At 66.8% G+C, this 20,405-nt stretch carries 18 protein-coding genes; 8 read left to right on the top strand and 10 right to left on the bottom strand.

Translation table 11 applies throughout. From position 1 onward, the window contains the following. The 4 genes from P1K30_RS14555 to P1K30_RS14570 all read right to left on the bottom strand — a co-directional run bounded on the left by P1K30_RS14555 (position 1) and on the right by P1K30_RS14570 (position 4,699). Positions 1–1,836 carry a putative bifunctional diguanylate cyclase/phosphodiesterase gene (locus P1K30_RS14555; RefSeq protein WP_275633484.1) on the bottom strand — a complete coding sequence of 612 codons (1,836 nt, stop codon included), beginning with the start codon at positions 1,834–1,836 and terminating at the stop codon, positions 1–3. Between the two features lie 74 nt (positions 1,837–1,910). Continuing rightward, positions 1,911–2,687, bottom strand: coding sequence for an SDR family NAD(P)-dependent oxidoreductase (locus tag P1K30_RS14560; RefSeq protein ID WP_275633485.1), 777 nt, complete (start codon positions 2,685–2,687; stop codon positions 1,911–1,913). Positions 2,688–2,808: 121 nt separating this feature from the next. Next, complete coding sequence (locus P1K30_RS14565; protein ID WP_275633486.1) at positions 2,809–4,101, bottom strand: O-acetylhomoserine aminocarboxypropyltransferase/cysteine synthase family protein; 1,293 nt, start codon at positions 4,099–4,101, stop codon at positions 2,809–2,811. 70 nt (positions 4,102–4,171) lie between these two features. After that, entirely contained in the window at positions 4,172–4,699 is a 528-nt protein-coding gene (locus P1K30_RS14570) for a DUF2239 family protein (RefSeq protein ID WP_275633487.1), read from the bottom strand. Between the two features lie 76 nt (positions 4,700–4,775). Here P1K30_RS14570 and P1K30_RS14575 point away from each other — a divergent pair, with 76 nt between their 5' ends. After that, entirely contained in the window at positions 4,776–5,084 is a 309-nt protein-coding gene (locus tag P1K30_RS14575; protein ID WP_275633488.1) for a GIY-YIG nuclease family protein, read from the top strand. A gap of 141 nt (positions 5,085–5,225) precedes the next feature. Here the strand turns inward: P1K30_RS14575 and P1K30_RS14580 are convergent, their stop codons facing one another. From P1K30_RS14580 to P1K30_RS14605, 6 genes are all read right to left on the bottom strand, one after another. Further along, complete coding sequence (locus tag P1K30_RS14580) at positions 5,226–6,116, bottom strand: 2-dehydro-3-deoxygalactonokinase (protein WP_275633489.1); 891 nt, start codon at positions 6,114–6,116, stop codon at positions 5,226–5,228. A 9-nt stretch (positions 6,117–6,125) separates the two neighbouring features. After that, on the bottom strand, positions 6,126–6,923 hold the full coding sequence (locus P1K30_RS14585) for an NAD-dependent epimerase/dehydratase family protein (RefSeq protein ID WP_275633490.1): 798 nt from the start codon (positions 6,921–6,923) through the stop codon (positions 6,126–6,128). Between the two features lie 64 nt (positions 6,924–6,987). Further along, positions 6,988–7,905, bottom strand: a complete 918-nt coding sequence (locus P1K30_RS14590; protein WP_275633491.1) for an alpha/beta hydrolase family protein — start codon at positions 7,903–7,905, stop codon at positions 6,988–6,990. Beyond that, positions 7,902–9,098, bottom strand: coding sequence for a mandelate racemase/muconate lactonizing enzyme family protein (locus tag P1K30_RS14595; RefSeq protein WP_275633492.1), 1,197 nt, complete (start codon positions 9,096–9,098; stop codon positions 7,902–7,904). Before P1K30_RS14595 ends, P1K30_RS14590 begins: the two co-directional genes overlap by 4 nt. A 133-nt stretch (positions 9,099–9,231) precedes the next feature. Next, on the bottom strand, positions 9,232–10,101 hold the full coding sequence (locus tag P1K30_RS14600) for an SMP-30/gluconolactonase/LRE family protein (RefSeq protein ID WP_275633493.1): 870 nt from the start codon (positions 10,099–10,101) through the stop codon (positions 9,232–9,234). A gap of 9 nt (positions 10,102–10,110) precedes the next feature. After that, positions 10,111–10,869 carry a FadR/GntR family transcriptional regulator gene (locus P1K30_RS14605; RefSeq protein ID WP_275633494.1) on the bottom strand — a complete coding sequence of 253 codons (759 nt, stop codon included), beginning with the start codon at positions 10,867–10,869 and terminating at the stop codon, positions 10,111–10,113. A gap of 167 nt (positions 10,870–11,036) precedes the next feature. Between P1K30_RS14605 and P1K30_RS14610 the strand changes: the two genes are divergently transcribed. From P1K30_RS14610 to P1K30_RS14640, 7 genes are all read left to right on the top strand, one after another. Beyond that, positions 11,037–12,971 (top strand): ABC transporter substrate-binding protein, encoded by a 1,935-nt coding sequence (locus tag P1K30_RS14610; protein WP_275633495.1) that lies wholly within the window; start codon positions 11,037–11,039, stop codon positions 12,969–12,971. Between the two features lie 135 nt (positions 12,972–13,106). Next, the gene (locus P1K30_RS14615) at positions 13,107–14,093 is read left to right on the top strand and encodes an ABC transporter permease (protein ID WP_275633496.1); all 987 of its coding nucleotides are present in this window, start codon (positions 13,107–13,109) and stop codon (positions 14,091–14,093) included. Next, positions 14,086–15,252: an ABC transporter permease subunit gene (locus P1K30_RS14620; protein ID WP_275633497.1), complete on the top strand. Its 1,167-nt coding sequence runs from the start codon at positions 14,086–14,088 to the stop codon at positions 15,250–15,252. The genes P1K30_RS14615 and P1K30_RS14620 overlap by 8 nt, the downstream gene beginning before the upstream one ends. A 90-nt stretch (positions 15,253–15,342) precedes the next feature. Continuing rightward, positions 15,343–17,025, top strand: coding sequence for an ABC transporter ATP-binding protein (locus P1K30_RS14625; protein ID WP_275633498.1), 1,683 nt, complete (start codon positions 15,343–15,345; stop codon positions 17,023–17,025). Continuing rightward, positions 17,022–18,224 carry a mandelate racemase/muconate lactonizing enzyme family protein gene (locus P1K30_RS14630; protein WP_275633499.1) on the top strand — a complete coding sequence of 401 codons (1,203 nt, stop codon included), beginning with the start codon at positions 17,022–17,024 and terminating at the stop codon, positions 18,222–18,224. Before P1K30_RS14625 ends, P1K30_RS14630 begins: the two co-directional genes overlap by 4 nt. Then, a complete protein-coding gene (locus P1K30_RS14635; RefSeq protein WP_275633500.1) occupies positions 18,221–19,129 on the top strand; it encodes an alpha/beta hydrolase in 909 nt (302 codons plus the stop codon). The genes P1K30_RS14630 and P1K30_RS14635 overlap by 4 nt, the downstream gene beginning before the upstream one ends. Then, positions 19,126–20,277, top strand: a complete 1,152-nt coding sequence (locus tag P1K30_RS14640; protein ID WP_275633501.1) for an enolase C-terminal domain-like protein — start codon at positions 19,126–19,128, stop codon at positions 20,275–20,277. The genes P1K30_RS14635 and P1K30_RS14640 overlap by 4 nt, the downstream gene beginning before the upstream one ends. Positions 20,278–20,405: the final 128 nt, after the last annotated feature.

Genomic DNA, 20,405 nt, shown 5'->3' on the forward strand with positions numbered 1-20,405 from the left:
TCAGGCCATGCGCAACGTGTCGTTCGCGGGCGTTGCCTGACCGAGGAACTTCAGAAGCTCTGGAAAAGGCAGCGGCCCCGAAATCGCGAAGCCCTGCGCGCGGTCGCATCGCAACCCCCGCAAGCGCGTCAATGCCGCGTCCGTCTCGACCGCCTTGGCGGTGACGGACAGGCGCAGTTCTTCAGCAATCGTCTGGACCGCCCGCAGGATCGCCTCGGTGCTGGCGTCCGACAGGTAGGCGGTCATCGCGGGCGCCATGTTCAGGCCGCTGACCTCCAGTCGCCGCATCTTGGGCAGGGCGGCGTGGCCGGTGCCGAAATCGTCGATGGCGACGCCGAACCCCCGGTTCGTCAGCGTCTTCACAGCCGCTTCCACCACGCCTTCGGCGTCGGTCGCGATCTCTGTCTCGCTGATTTCAAGCGTCAGGTCAGACGGGGCCAGACCGTGACCCATGACCTCCCACAAAAGCAGGTCGACAAGGTCGGGTTCGGCCAGCGTTTCCGCCGACAGGTTCACGGACATCACCGGCCGGGTGCAACCAAGCGCGCGCAGTTGGGCGGTGGCGGCAAGACCTTTCGACCGGACGATCGCATCCATGTGCCCCGACAGCCCGATCTCGGCCGCAGCGTCCAGAAACGCCTCTGGTGACAGCAGGCCCCGCGTCGGGTGCGGCCAGCGCGCCAGCACCTCCAGCCCGACGACCTCGTTCGTGGCAACTTCGACGATCGGCTGGAAATGCGGCTCGAAGCTTTCGGTGTCGACGGCGGCGCGCAGTTCCGCATGCAGGGTGCGCCGCGCCTCGGCCTCGGCCCGCATCCGGGGCGTGAAGGCCTGTACGCCGCGCCGGCCCCGGCGCTTCACCTCGTAAAGTGCAAGGTCGGCATTGGCGATCAGCCGCTCGGCAGAGCCGTCGCCGGGCGCGGCCAGCGCGGTTCCGATGCTGGCCGGGCAGGCGATTGACGTGTCGCCCCACGGCATCGGCGCCGCCAGCGCCGTCGACAGGTTTTCGGCCAAGGCGGCGATGTCGCCCCCGTGGCGATCCGACCGGGTCACGATCAGGAATTCGTCCCCGCCGATCCGCGCGACGACATCCGCCGGCCCCGCGGTCTCGCGCATGACGCGGGCGGCATGGCACAGCGCGGCGTCGCCGGCGGCGTGCCCCAAGCGGTCGTTGGTGTCCTTGAAGTGGTCGAGATCGACGTGAAGCACGCCGATGATGCGGCCTTGGCTGTCGGGCGCATGCAGCGCCTGCGGCGTGTCAAGCACACGCATCAGCCGGTTGCGGTTGGCCAGCCCCGTCAATGGATCGGTCTCTGCCATGCGGGCGTTGCGGCGCAACTGCTGCATCAGCCGCGCCTGCGCACCGATCCAGCGCGCCGCGGCCACGACGTGCCGGACCTGCAGGTCGGAAAAGCGTTCCCGCGACCGGCGCACCAGCCCGACGACGCCCACGGTCTCACTCCCGCTGCGCATCGGGGCCATCAGGACACGCCCGTACCCCTGTTCATACAGGTGACGCATCGCGGGGTCCGGTTCGCGGCCCAGCGCCGCGCGGCCGATCTGAAGCACCTCGCCGCTTTCAAGCACCCGCGCACGGGGCGAGCCTTGCGTCAGGGGCACAGGGTCGGCGTCAAGATCGTGGACCCCGTCACGGCGGAAGCTGCGGGCGACAAGCCGCCCGTCGTCGATAAAGCTCAGCTTGGAGCGATCCGACTCGATCAGTCTGGGCAACCAAGCCGCGGACACGGACAGCACCTGTTCGATACTGTCCGCGCGCGAAAGCTCTTCTATGAAGGCGACCGGCAATCGGATCGCCGCATGTGCCGATTGGGTCATGGTGCCTGTCCTCGGCCCCGGTCTAGGCGATCTTCGTTGAAGAAGCCTTTATCCGGGCGGGCAGGGCCGGCGCGTTATTTCGACTGGGTCCGTTCCGCCAGCCGCAGCACCATGCGGCGCGGCAACAGCGGCACGATCCAGGTCAGGGCAAAGTTCAGCGCGGCGGAATTGATCTTCACCAACCGGCCTTCCATCATCGCGTCATAGCCCATCTTCGCAACGGTGGGGGCGTCGGCGCCGCCCGCCTTCACCATCGCGGTGCCCTCCATATCGGCGGCCGAGGCGAACCCCGTCTCGACATAGCCCGGCGCCAGCACGGTGCAGGTCACGCCGCGCGGGCGCAGCTCTTGGTCGATCGCCTGCGAGAACGAGTTCACGAAGGCCTTGCTGGCGAAGTAGGCCGCCTGTTGCGGCCCGGGCAGGAAGCCTGCCGTCGACCCGACGTTCAGGATGCGGCCTGCGCCGCGCCCAGCCATGTCACGGCCAAATAGGTAGGTCAGGACCATCAGCGCCTTGATGTTCACGTCGACCATCGCAAGGTGCCGCGACAGGTCGCGTTCGACGAACTTGCCCTGTCCGCCGAACCCAGCGTTGTTTATCAGTATCTCAGGGGCCAGCCCCGCCGCGCGCACTGCGGCGTACAGCTCTTCCGCCGCGCCGGGCTGACCAAGGTCAGCCGGAAAGACATGGACCTCGGTCCCGTGCCGGTCCTCAAGTTCCTGCTTCAGCGCCAGCAACTCCGGCTCGCGCCGCGCGGTCAGGATCACCCGGCCGCCGGTGGCGGCGTGGATCCTTGCGAATTCTTGTCCAAGACCGGAGGACGCTCCGGTCACGATCGCAGTGGCGGGCATTCTGCTTCCCCTTGGGCGCTTGGCCATCCCGGATTGGGGCGGCCTGACAGACCAGCTAGCCCGTATGGGGCGCAGACCAATGAAATGTGAACGCGCGCCGGCGAACCGGCGCGCTTTTGGATCAGGCCGAAGCTTTCGCCAGCCCTTGGTCCAGGTCGCGGATCAGGTCGTCCGCATCCTCGATACCGATGGACAGCCGCACCACGTTCGGCGCGGCCCCCGCGGCCACCTGCTGTTCTTCGGACAACTGGCGGTGCGTGGTCGAGGCCGAGTGGATCACAAGGCTGCGCGTATCGCCAAGGTTGGCGACATGGCTGAACAGCTCGAGGCTGTCGACCAGTTTGACGCAAGCGTCGTAGCCGCCCTTCAGCGCCACCGTGAACAGCGCGCCGGCGCCTTTCGGATACAGCCGCTTCACGCGGTCCGCGTACGGAGAACTGTCCAGCCCGGCATAGGTCACCGCCTCGATCGCGTCGTGACCTTCCAGCCAAGTCGCGATTTTCTTGGCGTTGGCGACGTGCCGTTCCATCCGCAGCGACAGGGTCTCGATCCCCATCAGCGTGTAATGCGCGGCCTGCGGGTTCATCGTCATGCCAAGGTCACGCAGACCGATGGCGATGCCGTGGAACGTGAACGCCAGCGGTCCGAAGGTCTCGGCGAATTTCAGGCCGTGATAGGCGGGTTCCGGCTGCGACAGCGACGGGAACTTGTCCGAGGCGGTCCAGTCGAACCGGCCTGAATCCACGATTGCGCCGCCGGTGACGGTCCCGTTGCCGGTCAGGTACTTGGTCGTCGAATGCACGACCAGCGTCGCGCCGTGCTCGATCGGGCGGCACAGGTACGGCGTGGCCGAGGTGTTGTCGACGATCAGGGGCAGCCCGGCCGCGTCCGCGATGCTGGCCAGCGCCTCGATGTCGGTGACGTAGCCGCCGGGGTTGGCGACGGATTCGCAGAACACCGCGCGCGTGTCCTCGTCGATGGCGGCCTTCACGGCGTCCAGATCGTCGGTGTCCACGAACTTCGCCGACCAGCCGAACCGTTTGATGGTCTGGCTGAACTGGGTAACGGTCCCGCCATACAGCCGGGTCGAGGCGACGACGTTGCGGCCCGGCCCCATCAGCGGGAACAGCGCCATGATCTGCGCCGCGTGGCCGGACGAACAGCACACCGCGCCAGCCCCGCCTTCCAGCGTGGCGATGCGTTCCTGCAGCACGGCGATGGTCGGGTTGGTCAGGCGCGAATAGATGAAGCCGACTTCCTGCAGGTTGAACAGGGCGGCCGCATGGTCGGCGTCGCGGAACACGTAGGATGTGGTCTGGTAGATCGGGGTCTGACGGGCGCCGGTCGCCGGGTCGGGGCGCGCGCCCGCGTGGATCTGCAGCGTGTCGAAACCGTAGGTCGGTGCGTCGTTCATGATTGCCTCCCTGAAATGAACATTGACGCCATCTGTAGGGAGCAAGGCCACGACTGTCCATCGCCCGGGCTCAGGCGGGCGTCGCCTTCAGAAGGCGACCGACATAGTCGCGAATATCCTCGGGCCACGCGGCCATGTGCACCTGCATCCCGGCGGTGTCACCGGCGAACAAGGCGCGCATCGCCTCTTCATAGCCTGGACGGTCCCCGGCAAGCGCGGTGGCCGCGCTATAGGCCGCGTCTTGCGCCTGGCGGGAGGTCGCGGACTCGGCGCGCATCGCCTGTTCGACCAGCCGCCGCAGCGTGGCAGAGGCCCCGCCACGCTGGCCCGACAGCCAGTCCCAGTGGCGCGGCAGCAGCGTCACCTCGCGCGCCTTCACACCCAGCTTCGGCCGCCCCCGCCGCGCGGGCGCCTCGGCATGCCGCGCGGCCACCTCCTGCGGTGTGCCGCGCAGGTCGAGATCGACGACCTTGCCGGTGGCGTCGTCGAACGCCAGCACGCTGCCGCCGCGCGCCACGGCGCTCTGCATCTTGGCGGCGACGTCGGCCACCGTCCCCCGCGCCAGCAGGCGCGCGTCTTCGAATACGGTCAGTTCCATAATGTGCTTTTACACCCGGGCAAAAATATGTCAATAGAACCCGGGTAAAAATGAATCGTCGAAGGAAGGCAGGGCCGTGGACCGTCGGACTATAAAGACACAATGGAAGGACACGCCGCCGGATGCGGGCATCTACGCGGTGCGTGTGGGCACCGGCGTCTGGATCGGCGCGACCCTGCGGCTCGGGGCGGCGGAACGCCGCCTGCGCTTCACGTTGAAAACAGGCGGCGCGCGGCCCCCGGCGCTGCAGGCGGCCTACCGCGGCGAGATGAAGTTCGAGGTGTTGGAGCGCTTCGACGAAGATATCTCGCCTATGGCCCGCGAGCGGCTATCCAAGGAGCGTCGGGCGCATTGGGTCGAACGGACCGGCGGGACGGCGCTGTAGCAGGGGGCGCTGCCCCCGTCGCTTCGCGACTCCCCCGAGGTACTTGGAAAGAGAAGAAGCAAATGCGCGACGGCCTTCTTCTCTTGGGAAATACCTCGGGGGAGACGCGCCGAAGGCGCGGCGGGGGCGGAGCCCCCTTGTTCAGACCCCGAGATGCGCCGCGGCGAGCCCTGCGAGGGTCATCGCGTCGCCGTCTGCCGTGACCGGGGTCAGGCCCTGCGCCTGCAGGGCTTTCGCGTAGAGCCCCGACAGCGCCGGTGCGCCGATCAGGACAACGGGCTGGCCCAGCCAATAGGCGCGGGCGGCGGCCAGTTCCATGCCGATCAGCCAGCCCGACAGCCGCGCGCGGGCGGTTTCGGCGGCCAGGCCGTCCAGCAGGCTGCCGGCACGCAGGCAAAAGGCGCGGGCGGCGAAGCTTTCCGGACGGGAGAGCGATTCCGACACCGCTTCGAGGAAGGCGTCGTCGTCGAAACCGTCGGTCGTCACGCTGTGGCGCAGGACGGACTGGCCGGCGATCAGCGCGAAGATCTCGCCCGACATGAAGGTGCGGAAGCTGACGATCTCTTTCGCGCTGATGTGGGCCCACTTGGTGTGGGTTCCGGGCAGGCAGAGGATGCCGTCGAAATCCGGATTGGCCGCGACGAAGCCGGCGATCTGGGTTTCCTCGCCGCGCATGACGTCGGCGGGTGACGCCTGTGACAGTCCGGGGATGATGCGCACGTCGAGCCGGTCGTCGTGGACCAGCGCGCGGATCATTCCGTTTCCACCGGCGGGGGCGCAGGGCACGGCGCGGTAGGGCGCCTCGACCCAGCCCTGCCGGGCGCCCACCATGCCGCAGGCGACGACCGGCGTCGCGCCGTCGGGGCGAAGCCAGGCTTCGACCAGCGCCAGCAGCGCCGGTTCGAAGGCCTCGGGCGACAGGCGGCCCATGCCGTCGTCGCTGTGGGCCGAGGCGCGGATCTCCGGCCCCGTCATCGCCCATGCCCTCAGGTGGCTGGTGCCCCAGTCGACCGCGATCCAGTCGTCGCTCATGTCCGTCCCTTACTCTTGGTGTATGCCGTCGGCCGTGAAGCCGCCGCCCTGATAGACCACGTCGGGCGCATCCGCCGCCGGTTTCTCGCGGGCGGCGTCGACCTCGGCGCGGTAGTCCTCGGCGTTGTCCTGCGGTTTCCAGCCAAGCCATGCAACCTTGGAATTGTCCCAGAAGTTCGCCGTGTTGGCAGAGTTGCCGTAGATCACCGGGCAGCCGAGCTTCGGCACATCAAGACAGCGGCGGATCAGACGTTCGAGATCATCGAAGCTAAGCCACGTCGACAGCGCCCGGTGGTTCGACGGTTCCGGAAAGCACGAGCCGATCCTGACCGACGCGGTCTCGATCCCGAACTTGTGGAAGTACATCGACGCGATCATCTCGCCGAACACCTTGGACACGCCGTACAGGCCGTCGGGCTTGGGGTAGATCGTGTTGTCGATCACCTCGTCCTGCCGGAAGAAGCCAACCGCGTGGTTCGAACTGGCGAAGACGACGCGGTTGCAGCCGTGGATGCGGCAAGCCTCGTACAGGTTGTACATCCCGTCGATGTTGGCGTTCTTCACGACGCTCCATGGCGCTTCGACCGGCTGGCCGCCGAAGTGGACGATGGCGTCGCAGCCCTCGACCATCTTCGAGACCGCCTCGGCGTCGCCGAGATCGCAGGTCACGACTTCTTCGTTCTCGCCCGCGGGCTCCATGTTGCCACGGTCGGCCAGCCGCACGATCTCGGCCAGATCGCCCAGCCGGGCGCGCATCTGGCGGCCGAGGTTGCCACCGGCGCCGGTGATCAGCAGTCGTTTCATCATGTCTCTCTCCCTTGTTCGTTCGATCTTTGGTGATGTCTTGGGCCCAGCACGGCGCGGCGCCGACCTATCCGAAGTCTTGGTGCCCGCGCGCGGCGGCTTGGGCAAGGAAATCCAGAACGGCGACCCGCATGGGCGCCGTCTCGCCATGACCGGCGGCGGGGTCGATGGCGCAGGTCAGCCGGTCGTCATGTCCGGCATAGGCCGCCCGCAGCCGGGCAAGGGCGGTATCGCGCGCGGCGGGCGGGGTCAGGTGGTCGGTGCCGCCGTGGCAGGCGAATTGCGGGCGGGGTGCGATCAGCCCGGCGATGTCGCCGGTCTCGGCCAGCGGCAGCAGGCCCGGCACCGACAGGTAGAATCCGTGACGCGCGTGGGCGCCTGCGTCGATCATCGGCCCGATGTCGGCCAGCATGCACAGGTGGGCGCAACCCGCGACGCGTGGTTCCAGCGCGGCCAGCCAATAGGCATGCGCCGCGCCCATCGACAGCCCCAGCGTGAAGATCCGCGCGGCGTCCACGTCGGGCCGCTCGGCGAGGTAGCCGAACGCCGCGCCGAGGTCGTTCAGCATATGGCCGAACAGGCTTTCACCGCGCCAGAACAGGGCCTTGGCCATGTCGTTCTCGTCGCCCTCGTCCCGGCGGTCGCCGAAGCCGGTCATGTCGACGCACAGCGCGGCGAACCCGGCGTTGGCCAGTGCGATGCCGTAGCCCGGCGTGTGCAGAAAGCGGCTGCCCTCCAGCATCTCGCGCCGACCCAGCCGATAGTCGCCGCCGTGCGCATGGCAGTACAGCACGGCGGGCAGGGGGCCCGCTGTCTCGGGCCGGATCAGGGTAGCGGGCATCGGCCCGCGCGGTCCCCGCAATACAAGCGTCTCGACGGGATGCCCGGCCTCGGGCGCGGCGTCCTTGCGCGACACCGCAGCGGCGGGGCGGGGATCCCAGCCGGTCAGCCGTTGCAGGCGCGTGCGAAGGGCGTCGGGCGTCATGGGAACGCGATAGAGCCGTCGGGGCGCGTCGGCAGCTTGCGTTCCCAGTGCACGTAGCGGTCGGTCTTCAGGTAATCCTCGTCGATCTCGACGCCCCAGCCCGGTCGGTCGGGACGCAGCTCTAGGTGGCCATCCACCGGAAGATACGGGTCCTTGACGTAGGCCGCATTCTCGTCGCTGTCCGACAGCCCGTGCCCGGTGTACGCCGCACCGTGCGGCAGGCGGTATTCGAGGATCTTGAAGTTGGGGCAGGCGGCCGAGAAGTGCAGGTTCACCGCCGTGGCCAGCGGCCCCATCGGGTTGTGCGGCGCCACGTTGACGTAGAATGCCTCGGCCAGCGTCGCGATCTTGCGCATTTCGTACAGACCGCCGACTACGCAGATGTCGGGCTGCACAATGTCGGCGCCCCCGGCCTGCAGGAGGCGTAGGAACTCCCAGCGGTTGTAGAGGGACTCACCCGTGGCCAGCGGCACTTTCAACTGCCGCTTCAGGGCGCCCCATGCGTCGATATTCTCGGGGCGCATCGGTTCTTCGTAGAACAGCGGATGATGCGGGGCCAGAACGTCGCCCAGTTGCGCGGCCTGCCACGGCTCCCACAGCTTGGCATGGGCGTCGTAGGCGAATTCGAAGTCGGGGCACAGCGCGGCGGTCTTCTCGACCCAGTCACCGGTGGCCTTCAGCACCTTGCCCCAAGGTTCGGCATGGATGTCGTTGCGGTAGGGCGACAGCTTGAAGGCGGTCAGGCCGTATTCTTCGTTCTTCGCCGCGCAGAAGTCGCGGATGTCTTCGGGTTCCGGGGCCGAGTAGACGCCAAGATAGACCCGCACCCGATCGCGCACATGGCCGCCCAGCAACTGGTAGACCGGCACGCCAAGCGCCTTCGCGTTCAGGTCCCACAAGGCGTGGTCGATGGCCGAGATCGCGGCCAGTCCCATCGCGCCGGGCGGAAATCGCGACTGCTGCAACAGCTTGAGGATCAGCCGCTCGATGCGGGTGGCGTCCTCGCCCTCGATCTGAAGGTAGAGATAGTCCAGCAGCGGCGGCAGGGCGCGGTCGGGGCCGTGGTTATAGCACTCGCCCCAGCCGGTGACGCCCGCGTCGGTGTCGAGGGCCACCAGCACGCGGGGGCGGTCGCGGTCGGCGGACATGTAGCTGCGAAGGCCGGTTATTTTCAAAGGGCCGGTGGTCGTCATCGGGAAATGCCTTTCGGTGTGGGTCGTGTGGCAACGTGCCGTGCGGGTGGCGAGGGCGGAGGGGGCTCTGCCCCCGCGCGCTTTGCGCGCCCCCCGAGGTACTTCGGAAGAGAAGAAGCCCCCGGGGGAGCGGTCAGCCCGGAAAGCGGGCCTGCGGCACGCCCTGACAGCCGGTGCCGGTGACAGCGAACAGGCTGCCGGCCTCGGGCTGTTTCGGGTCGTCCGCCGCGCCGATCGAGGTGACATAGAGGATGTCGAGGTTCGACCCGCCCCACATCGGCTTGGTCGGGCGTTCCACCGGCATGTCGATGGTCATGTCGACCTTTCCGTCCGGCGTGATGCGATACAACTGCCAGCCGCCGACGCCAGCCTGCCAATAGCAGCCGTCCGCGTCGACCGTGCCGCCGTCGGGCCGCCCGGGCACGGCGCGGGTGTCGAAGAACACGCGCGGGTCGCCGGGCGTGCCGGTGTCGGTGTCATAGTCGGCGGCCCAGATCGTGCGCACGTCGGGGTTCGAATCCGAGAAGTACATCGTGCGGCCATCGGGCGAGAAGGCGAGGCCGTTGGTGGTGTAGATGCCGTCCTTCCACTTCGTGACCGAAAAGTCCGTGTCCATCCGATAGAAGCTGCCTTGCGGGGCGGGCGGGCCGCCGTCGTCCTTCATCGTGCCCGCCCAGAACCGGCCCTGCATGTCCGTCGTGCCGTCGTTGAACCGGTTGCCGGGCAGGTGCGCTTCGGGGTCGGACAGGGCCGACTTCTCGCCGGTGTCCGGGTCGAACAGCCAGAACCCGCTTTTCGCGGCCACCACCAGCCCGCCGCCTTCGCGGATCGCGAAGCAGCCCACCGGCTCGCCGAAGTCGGTGGTGCCGTTGCTGCCGTCCTCGCGGGTCCGGTGAATGAGGCCCGCCTTGATGTCGACCCACCACAGGGCTTGGCCGCGATCATCCCACACGGCACCCTCGCCAAGCTGCGAACGGCTTGGCACCACGCATTCTACCTGCATGTATCCTCCCTAGACTCCCTTGAATATCCTCTCGCGCGAGGCGGCGAGGTGTTGTTCCATCGCCCGTTCCGCCGCCGGGCTGTCGCCCGCTTCCAGCGCGTCGACGATTCCGTAGTGTTCGTTCCGCATCCCGGCCTTGCCGCGCGCATAGCCAGACGCCGACAGCCGCCGCAGGAAATGGCCCATGAACAGGGTGTGCGGGCGCAGCATGTGCAGCGTCTCCAGCAGGAACCTGTTGTTCGCGATCTCGGCGATGCGGATGTGAAAGTTCACGTCCTGCTCGACCGTGGCAATCCCGGATTCGATGTCCTTGTCCATCTTCGCCAGCCGCTGCCGCAGATCGGCAAGGTCCTCTGCCGTCGCGCGGGTGGCCGCGATTGCGGCGGTCCGTGTCTCGATCATGCGGCGGTAGTCGAAGAAGGCGGTCATGTCGTCGATCGACCCGATGGGCGTGAACCCACCCTCGACCTCGGCCTCGCCGGAACTGACAAAACTGCCCGCCCCGCGCCGCGACGTGACCAGCCCGGCATCGCGCAGACGCGCCAGCGCGGCCCGGACCACCGGGCGCGACACGCCGAATTCGGACGACAGCTCCATCTCGGGCGGAAGCCGCTGGCCAAGCGCGTAGGTGCCCGACTGGATGCGATCCAGAAGCGCATGATAAATCTGTTCTTCCAGCCTTGCCCCTGCGCCCGCGCCACTCTCGCGGGTGGCATCCCGCAAGAGATCACGGGCGTCTTGCGCCGTCCTGTCGCTGGTGTCGTTCACTTGTATGTCCCGCTGTTGCGTGACCTCCCCGCGATGGACATAGCGCAAGGTTGGTCTGACAACCACATTACAGCATCGTTTTAATTGTTTGACAACTGATGACAACCGGTGGCACGGTTCGAGGTGGCGGGACCATCAACGAGTCCCGGCAAAGGGAGGAAAATCTGATGACAGTATTCTGGCGCGGACTGCGCCCGTTGACGTTTGCCGGTACGGCGCTTGGCGTGATGCTGGGCCCCCTGTCGGCGCTTGCGTATCAAGAGGCCCCCGCTCTGGCAGAGCGTGTCGCGGCCGGGGACCTGCCGCCGGTGGAGGAACGGCTGCCGGAAAGCCCCGAGGTCGTGACGCCGTTCGAGGCCGTGGGCACCTATGGCGGCAAGATCCGCCGCGTGCTGGGCGGGTCGAACGACCACAACTCGATCCTGCGTTTCGTCGGCCCGCAGGGCCTGACGCGCTGGGCGCCGGACTTTTCGGAAGTGGTTCCGAATATCGCGGAAGGCTGGGACGTCAACGAGGACGGCTCGGAATTCACCTTCCATCTGCGCGAGGGCATGAAGTGGTCGGACGGCGAGCCGTTCACCGCGGATGACATCATGTTCTTCGTGGAAGACCTGCTGCACAACGAAGAGTTCTTTCCGAACCCGCCCGCGCGCTTCGTGGTCAACGGCGAGGCGATGACCGCCGAGAAGGTGGACGACTATACCGTCACGCTGAAGTTCGCGGCGCCCTACGGCACGTTCCTGACAGAGCTGGCGACCCCGCTAGCGCAGGAGCCGGTCCTGTGGGCCAAGCATTACTGCGCGCAGTTCCACCCCGACTACAACGACGACGTGCAGTCGATGGTCGAAGAGACCGAGGCCGTAGAAGACTGGCCGGCCCTGTTCCGCCTGAAGTGCGGCGAGGTCGAGGCGCCGAACCGCTGGGCCAACGCCGAGCGTCCGACGCTTGATCCGTGGGTCGTCGTCGAGGGCGGCGAGTACAACGCCGGCGCCACCCAAGTGGTGATGGAGCGCAACCCCTACTTCTGGCAGGTCGACACCGACGGCAACCAGCTGCCCTACATCGACACGGTCGAGCAGAACGTCGCGCAGGACAACGAAACCCTTGTTCTTGAAGCGATTGCCGGCAACATCGACATGCAGCGCCGCCGCATCTCGGGGCTTGCGAACAAGCCCGTGTTCGCTGAGAACGCCGAGAAGGCCGGGATCAACATCCTGGACATGGTGAACTCGAACTCGAACACCATGGCGATCCATTTCAACCACACCCACAAAGACCCGGTGATGCGCGAAATGATCCGCAACAAGATGGTCCGCGAGGCGCTTTCGCTGGCGATCGACCGCGAAGAGATCATCGACATCGTGTACCAAGGGCAGGGCGAGCCGTGGCAGATCGGTCCGCGTCCGGACCACGTGCTGTACAACGAGCAGCTTGGCACCCAGTACACCGACTATGATCCCGACCGGGCGAACGAACTGCTGGACGAAGCGGGGTATGCCGAACGCGACGACGATGGCTATCGCCTTCTGTCGGACGGCCGCCGGTTCACCTTCAACGTTCAGTACACCGGCATCGAGCAGCCGGACTGGGGCGACTCGCTGGAGATCATCAGCGAGCAGTGGGAAGACATCGGCGTCGAGCTGAACATCTCGTCGGTCGAACGGTCGATCTACTACTCGCGCGGGGAAGCCAACGAGCATGACTTCATGGTCTGGGGCGCGCCCGGTGGTCTGGATCCGACCCTCAGCCCGCGCGACGTGCTGGCGGTTCACCCGCAGGCATCGTGGTTCGCGATCCCGTGGACCCGCTGGTACCTGTCGGGCGGCGTCGATGGCGAAGAGCCGACGGAGTCGATGAAGAAGCGGCTTGAGCTGTACGACGCCTTCAAGAAAGAGGCGGATCAGGAGAAGGCGCTGGATATCTTCCGCGAGATTCACCAGATGGCCGCCGAGGAACTGGAGATCATCGGCATCTCGCTGGCTCCGAACCTGGTGGGCGTGGTGAAGAAGGATCTGGGCAACGTACCGCCCTCGATCCCCGCGTCGTGGATGTATCCCGACCCGGCGCCGACGCTTCCTGCGACCTACTACTGGAAGAAATAAGTCTTACAACTTCCAAGGGGTGCGCGCCAAGCGCGCACCCTACGACCCGGGGGACATGCGGCCCGACCGCGTTCTGACACCCCGTTCCGACCGTAGGGTGTGCGCCTGCGCGCACCATTCGCAGAAAGCCTCACCATGTTGTTGCGCTATATCCTGAAGCGGATCTTTTGGATGATCCCGTTTCTCTTCGCCGTCTCCATCGTGGCCTTCCTGCTGATCCAGGCGCCGCCGGGGGACTACCTGACCACCTACATCGCCAAGCTGGGTGAATCGAACGAGGTGCTGGACCAGGCGTCGATCGAGAACCTGCGCGAACGCTTCGGTCTCGATAAGCCGCTGTACGTCCAATATTTCCGCTGGATCGGCAACCTGCTGCAGGGCGACTTCGGCATGTCCTTCGAATGGCGCCAGCCGGTCAGCGATCTGATCTGGGGCCGCATGGCGCTGACGGTGACGCTGTCGTTCGCCACGCTTCTGTTCACATGGGCCGTCGCTTTTCCCATCGGCGTCTACTCTGCGGTGCGCAAGTACTCGGTGGGCGACTACATCGCCACGACGCTGGGCTTCATCGGGCTTGCGACCCCGAACTTCCTGCTGGCGCTGGTGCTGATGTATATCGGCGTGGTGCACTTCGGCGCCGATGTGGGCGGGCTGTTCTCGAACGAATACAAGAACGCGCCGTGGAGCTGGGCCAAGGTCATGGACCTTGTGGCGCACCTGTGGCTGCCGGTGATCGTGCTGGGCACCTCGGCCACCGCATCGCTTATCCGCATCATGCGGGCCAACCTGCTGGACGAATTGCATCGGCCCTATGTGGACACCGCCCGCGCCAAGGGCCTGTCCGAATTCTGGCTGATCATGAAATACCCGGTCCGCGTCGCGCTGAACCCGTTCATCTCGACCATCGGCTGGGTGCTGCCGAACCTCGTCTCGGGCGCGGTCGTCACCGCCATCGTGCTGTCGCTGCCGACGGCGGGGCCGCTGATGCTGCAGGCCCTGCTGGCGCAGGACATGTATCTGGCCGGCGCCTTCGTGCTGCTGCTGTCGTCGCTGACGGTGGTCGGCATGCTGATCTCTGACATCCTCCTCGTCCTTCTGGACCCGCGGGTGAAATATGACTGACACGACTGACCCTTCCGGCGAGCCTCTCGCCGACACGCCGGAGATCGCAGGCGCGACCGGCCACCGTGGCCGCGACGTGGCCATCGCAAGCCAGTGGCAGCTAATCTGGTGGTCGTTCCGCCGGCACAAGCTGGCGATGGTCGGGCTTTGGGTGATCGGCCTGATGTACCTGATCGCGCTGTTCTGCGAGATCGTGGCGCCGAACGATCCGACGCAGCAGAACCGCCGCGGCGTCTATCACCCGCCGCAGATGGTGCATTTCATCGACCGCACCGACGACGGCTGGCGCATCAAGCCCTTCGTCTGGGAGATGGACCGCGAACGCGACCCCGACACGCTGGCGATCACTTACGTGCCCTCGGGCGAGAAGACCTATCTCACCCTGTTCGGCCGGGGCGAGGAATACCGGATGTGGGGCCTGTTCGACTGGGACGTGCACCTGCTGGCGACCGAGAAACCGCGCGACAATTTCTATATCTTCGGCGCCGACCGGCTGGGCCGCGACATGTTCAGCCGGGTCGTCTATGGCACGCGTGTCTCGATGTCGATCGGCCTTGTCGGTGTCGCCATCGCGATGGTGCTGGGCATCGCCCTTGGCGGCGCGTCGGGGTACTATGGCGGGCGGGTCGACGCGGTGATCCAGCGATTGATCGAGTTCGTGCTGTCGCTGCCGACGATCCCCATCTGGCTGGCCCTGGCCGCCGCGCTGCCGCCGTCATGGCCGGTCTACCAGCAGTATTTCGTCATCACGCTCATCGTGTCGCTGGTCGGCTGGACCGAGCTGGGGCGCGTGGTGCGGGGCCGCTTCCTTGCGATGAAGAACGAGGATTTCGTGATCGCCGCCCGGCTGGACGGTGCCAGCGAACGGCGGATCATCGTGCGGCACATGCTGCCCTCGCTGACGTCGCACATCATCGCCTCGCTGACGCTGGCGATCCCGCTGATGATCCTTGCGGAGACCTCGCTTTCGTTCCTCGGCCTTGGCCTGCAGCCACCCGCGATCTCGTGGGGGGTGCTTCTGAAAGAGGCGCAGAACATCCGCTCGATCAGTCAGGCGCCGTGGCTGTTCATTCCTGGCGGCTTCGTCGTGGTGGCGGTGCTGGCGTTCAACTTCCTCGGAGATGGGATGCGCGATGCGGCAGATCCGTACAGTCACTGACGTCCCGGGCCGGAAGATAGGGCGAGGGGCGCCGCCCCTCGCGCTCCCCGGAGGTATTTGGAAAGAGAAGAAGCAGGAAAGGGGGGCGCGATGAGCAAGCCCGTCATCCAGATCGAGAACCTAAACGTCGGGTTCAATGTGCGGCAGGGGATGCTGGACGTGCTGCACGGTATCAGCTTCGACCTGCACCGGGGCAAGACCACCTGCGTCGTGGGCGAAAGCGGGTCGGGCAAGTCGGTCACCGCGCGCACGATCCTGAACATGGTGCCGCGTCCCGGCGTGATCAACGGCGGGCGGATCCTGTTCAATCCTGTGGGCGGCGACACCATCGAGCTGACCGCGCTGGATCCCCGGGGCCGCGAGATCCGGTCGATCCGGGGCGGGCGCGTGGGCATGATCTTTCAAGAGCCGATGTCGTCGCTGTCGCCGGTGCATACGATCGGCAGCCAGATCGTCGAGGCGATCCGCCTGCATCGCGACGTGTCCAAGAAAGAGGCCAAGCAAATGGCGGTGGACAGCCTGCGGCAGGTCGAGATCCCGAACCCGGAAAAGGCGGTGGACCGCTATGCCTTCGAGTTTTCGGGCGGGATGCGGCAGCGGGCGATGATCGCGATGGCGCTGGCCTGTCGGCCCGAGGTGCTGATCGCGGACGAGCCGACCACGGCGTTGGACGTGACCACGCAGGCCGAGATCCTGGACCTGATGAAGAAGCTGCAGGAAGAGCTGGGCATGGCGATCATGTTCATCACCCATGACATGGGCGTGGTGGCCGAGATCGCGGACGAGGTCGTGGTGATGGAACGCGGCCACGTCGTGGAGGTGGGCGATTGCGACCGCATCTTCAACGCGCCCGAGCACCCATACACCCAGAAGCTTCTGGGCGCGGTGAAGCGGCTGGAGGAACCGGCGGCGGCCAAGGTGCGCCCGGCGGGCGACGCGCCCGAGATCCTGAAGGTCCGCGACCTGCAGCTGCATTTCGAGAAGCGCGAAGGGTTCATGCAGCGGGTGACCGACGTCACCCGGGCGGTGGATGGCATCAGTTTCGACCTGAAGAAGGGCGAGGCACTGGGCATCGTCGGCGAAAGCGGGTCCGGCAAGACCACCGTGGGGCGCTGCATCGCGCGGGTGTACGACCCGCAGGGTGGATCGGTCGACTATGAAGGGCGCGATCTTGTCCATGCAGGGAAGGAAGAGCTGCGCCAGTCGCGCCAGCAGATCCGCATGATCTTTCAGGATCCGTTCGCCTCGTTGAACCCGCGGATGACGGTAAAGCAGCTGATCGCCGAGCCGCTGATCGTCAACGGCGTGGCGCAGGGGGCGGAGCTGGACGCGCGGGTCGCGAAGCTGTTGACCGAGGTCGGGCTCGATCCCGGGATGATGGAACGCTATCCGCACGCGTTTTCCGGCGGACAGCGGCAACGGATCGTGGTCGCGCGTGCCATCGCGCTAGAGCCGCGTCTGGTGATCGCGGACGAGCCGACCAGCGCGCTGGACGTGTCGATCCGCACGCAGGTTCTGGACCTGCTGTTGAAGCTGCAGGCCGAGATGGGGCTGTCGTTCATCTTCATCAGTCACGACATGGCGGTGATCCGGTACTTCTGTGACCGGGTGGCTGTGATGTATCGCGGCAAGATCGTCGAGATCGGCGAGACCGAGCAGATCATCACCGATCCGCAGCATCCCTATACCAAGGCGCTTTTGTCGTCGGTGCCGATCTCGGACCCGGCCCTGCGGGGCACGCGGCAGCGGCATCGCTATGTGGAATCCGCATGAAGATCACCGGCGTCAAAACCTACCTCGTGCAGGCGGGCGCGCGGCCCGACCTGACGCGGTCGATGGGCGCGGATGCGGATTTTCGCGGCTCGCGCTGCTGGCTGTTCGTGGAGATCGAGACGGACGAGGGGATCACCGGCGTCGGCGAGTGTTCCGGCTGGCCCCGCGTGGTCGAAACCGCGGTGCAGGACCTGTCGGCCGTGCTGGTGGGCGAGGACCCGTCGGCCATCGACCGGCTGTGGGGCGTGTTGTACCGCGCGATGATGGGGCATGGGCTGACGGGGACCGTCGGCTCGGGCGCGCTGTCCGGGATCGAGATGGCGCTGTGGGACATCAAGGGCAAGGCGCTGGGCGTGCCGGTCTGGCAGTTGCTGGGCGGCGCGATCCGCACCCGCATCCCGGTCTACGGCCACGCGCACACCGCCGACGAGGCCCGCGCCCTGACAGCGCTGGGCTACACCGCGTTGAAGACGCCCTTTACCGGCATCGTCGATTTTGACCGCATCGCCATGCTGCGCGAGACCGTGGGGCCAGAGGTGGACATCGCGGTCGATGCGCATGGGCCGTCGTGGATGACCGTATCGGATGCGATCCTTGTCGGACGCGAGCTGGAGGCGTTCGACCTGTTGTTCTACGAAGACCCGGTGCCGCCAGAGAACCTGGATATGCTGGCGCGGATGCGGGACCACGTCGCGGTGCCGCTGGCTGCGGGTGAGCGGGTGGGCACGGTGCACGGGCTGCGGCCCTATATCGAGCGCGATCTGGTCGACGTGGTGCAGCCCGACACCGGGCGCGGCGGCGGCATCACGCAGATGCGCAAGATCGCCGCGATGGCGGAACCGCACGGCATCATGCTGGCGCCGCATTCCGGCTCGCTTGGCCCGGTGGCCGAGTTCGCGGCGCTGCATATCATGGCGACGGTGCCGAACGCGCTGCTGCTGGAGCGGATCGAGTTCGACTGGGAGGGTCGCTATGACGTGGTGACGCCGGTGCTGAAGGTCGAGGACGGCTGCCTGCCGATCCCGACCGCGCCGGGGCTTGGCGTCGAACTGGTGAAGGACGAGATCGCGAAGTATCCCGTCGTCCGCAACGTGGCGAAGGCGCCGGTGGACAACGGAAAGGCCTATGTGCCCGGAACCGCGGACGAGGCGGTTCACGTCCAGACCCGACGCGCCCGGGCGCGGAGCCTGCGCGCATGACCGATCCCGCACGCTACGCTGATGGCATGGTCGCCACGCTGGCCGAAGAAACACGGCTGAAGGCGCTGGACGACCCCGATGCGACCGCCGCCTTCTGGTCGGATGGCGCGCCCGAGGTCGCCGGGGTAAAGGACCTGTTCTATCCCGGCGCAGCGGGGCAGCAGCAGGCGGCGCGGCTGTACCGTGGCGCCGCCGGGGCGGATGCGCCGGTGCTGTTGTACCTGCACGGCGGCGGATGGAACGGCGGCAGCATTGCGCTGAACGAGGCGGCGTGCCGGGCACTGGCCGCCGAAAGCGGCTGGTCCGTCCTGTCGGTCAGCTATCGACTGGCGCCGGCGCATCCCTATCCCGCCGGTCTGAACGACGCGCAGGCGGCGCTGGGCTGGCTTGCAGAGAACGGCGCCGCGCTGGGGCTGGATCCGGGGCGGATCGCCATCGGCGGCGCCTCGGCCGGGGCGAACCTTGCGCTGGCCTGCGCGCTATCGCGGCCGGGCGCCACCATCGGGATGCTGCTGGTCTATGGCGTCTACGACCGTGATTTTTCGCGCGAAAGCTACGACCGCTACGGCGAAGGGCCGGGGCTGACAAAGGTGCGGATGACAGAGCTGTTCGCGATGTACGCGCCCGATGCGGGCACCGATCCGCTGGTCGTGCCGCTGCATTCCGACGCTCTGTCGGCGTTGCCGCCTGCCTGCCTGATCGCCGCTGAACTGGACGTGCTGGCGGACGAGAACGCCGATATGGCCGCCGCGCTGCGCGGGGCGGGCGTCGATACGGATTACCATCAAGAGCCGGGGGTCACCCACGGCTTTATCAACCGCGGGCGTCTTCTGCCCGCCGCCCGCGCCTGTCTGACGCGCGGGGCCGACTTTCTGAAACGTCTGTCCGGGGACCTGCCCACATGAAGATCGAAACCGTCGAGGCGATCACCTTTCGCCATTCCACCAACACCGTCCGTGACAGCGATGGCCACGGCCATCCCGGCCCGGTGAGCCAGACCACCAGTTCGTTGCTGGTGATCACCTGCGATGACGGCACCCAGGGCCGTGTGGTCTGCCGGGGCGGCGACGTGCGCGAGTACCTGCTAGAGCGGTTCGTCCGGCCGAACCTGATCGGCAAGGACCCCCTTGCGACCGAGAAGCTGTGGTACGGCGTCTACAAGTGGCAGCGCCTGTCCGGCGGAGAGCTGACCGACCGGGCGCTGGCCGCCGTCGATCTGGCGCTGTGGGATCTGAAAGGCAAGGCGGCGGGGATGCCCGTGTGGAAGCTGCTGGGCGGCTACCGTCCGAAGATCCTTGCCTATGGGTCGACCATGTGCGGCGACGACTTGGAAAACGGGCTGGCCACGCCCGAGGATTACGCGAACTTCGCCGACTGGATGGTGAAGCGCGGCTACAAGGCGATCAAGCTGCACGGCTGGATGCCGCCGGTGCCCGGCGCGCCGGACGTGCGGATGGACTACAAGGCCTGTGCTGCCGTGCGCGAGGTGGTGGGTCCGGACTTTCCGCTGATGCTGGACCCGCACCATTTCTATTCCCGGACCGACGTGCTGTGGCTGGCCGAAAAGCTGGCCGACCTCGACTATCGCTGGATGGAAGAGCCGATGGAGGAGGCGTCGATGTCCTCCTACAAGTGGCTGACGCAGAACTCGCGGTTGAACATCCTTGGCCCCGAGACGATGACCGGCAAGCACTGGACCCGGGGCGAGTGGGTGAAACATGACGCGTGCGACCTTGTCCGGTCCGGTGTCTGGGACGTGGGCGGCATCTCTCCGGCGATGAAATGCGCCAACATGGCAGAGTGCTTCCACATCTCGTGCGAGATCCACGGCACCGGGGCGGGCAACCTGTCCGTAGCGCTGGCGATCCCGAACACCTCGTTCTACGAGCGCGGGTTGCTGCATCCGTTCATCGATTACGATGAGCCGAAGGAGTACCAAAACCGCATCGACGACGAGATGGACGCCGACGGCTATATCCACGGGCGCGAGGAACCGGGCCTCGGGCAGGATCTGAACATGGATTACATCGAGGCGAACCGGGTGAACGGGTGAACCGATCACAGATAAGGAGCAAAGCCGTGGCTGCGCCGACCTGCGGGGTGGCGCACCGACGTCGCCACGGATCGCTTTATGTTGGCCAAGCTTGGACGACCTTTGGCGCTGCCCGTGCCGCCAGACAA

It is taken from the genome of Psychromarinibacter halotolerans (assembly GCF_029168315.1).
In the GTDB taxonomy this organism is placed as follows: Bacteria; Pseudomonadota; Alphaproteobacteria; order Rhodobacterales; family Rhodobacteraceae; genus Psychromarinibacter; species Psychromarinibacter halotolerans.

Coding starts and splice junctions, on each gene's coding strand:
- P1K30_RS14615 (WP_275633496.1), top strand. CDS start 13,107: ATGTTGTTGCGCTATATCCTGAAGCGGATCTTTTGGATGATCCCGTTT.
- P1K30_RS14595 (WP_275633492.1), bottom strand. CDS start 9,098: ATGACGACCACCGGCCCTTTGAAAATAACCGGCCTTCGCAGCTACATG.
- P1K30_RS14600 (WP_275633493.1), bottom strand. CDS start 10,101: ATGCAGGTAGAATGCGTGGTGCCAAGCCGTTCGCAGCTTGGCGAGGGT.
- P1K30_RS14580 (WP_275633489.1), bottom strand. CDS start 6,116: ATGAGCGACGACTGGATCGCGGTCGACTGGGGCACCAGCCACCTGAGG.
- P1K30_RS14560 (WP_275633485.1), bottom strand. CDS start 2,687: ATGCCCGCCACTGCGATCGTGACCGGAGCGTCCTCCGGTCTTGGACAA.
- P1K30_RS14630 (WP_275633499.1), top strand. CDS start 17,022: ATGAAGATCACCGGCGTCAAAACCTACCTCGTGCAGGCGGGCGCGCGG.
- P1K30_RS14590 (WP_275633491.1), bottom strand. CDS start 7,905: ATGACGCCCGACGCCCTTCGCACGCGCCTGCAACGGCTGACCGGCTGG.
- P1K30_RS14585 (WP_275633490.1), bottom strand. CDS start 6,923: ATGATGAAACGACTGCTGATCACCGGCGCCGGTGGCAACCTCGGCCGC.
- P1K30_RS14620 (WP_275633497.1), top strand. CDS start 14,086: ATGACTGACACGACTGACCCTTCCGGCGAGCCTCTCGCCGACACGCCG.
- P1K30_RS14635 (WP_275633500.1), top strand. CDS start 18,221: ATGACCGATCCCGCACGCTACGCTGATGGCATGGTCGCCACGCTGGCC.
- P1K30_RS14625 (WP_275633498.1), top strand. CDS start 15,343: ATGAGCAAGCCCGTCATCCAGATCGAGAACCTAAACGTCGGGTTCAAT.
- P1K30_RS14555 (WP_275633484.1), bottom strand. CDS start 1,836: ATGACCCAATCGGCACATGCGGCGATCCGATTGCCGGTCGCCTTCATA.
- P1K30_RS14565 (WP_275633486.1), bottom strand. CDS start 4,101: ATGAACGACGCACCGACCTACGGTTTCGACACGCTGCAGATCCACGCG.
- P1K30_RS14570 (WP_275633487.1), bottom strand. CDS start 4,699: ATGGAACTGACCGTATTCGAAGACGCGCGCCTGCTGGCGCGGGGGACG.
- P1K30_RS14610 (WP_275633495.1), top strand. CDS start 11,037: ATGACAGTATTCTGGCGCGGACTGCGCCCGTTGACGTTTGCCGGTACG.
- P1K30_RS14640 (WP_275633501.1), top strand. CDS start 19,126: ATGAAGATCGAAACCGTCGAGGCGATCACCTTTCGCCATTCCACCAAC.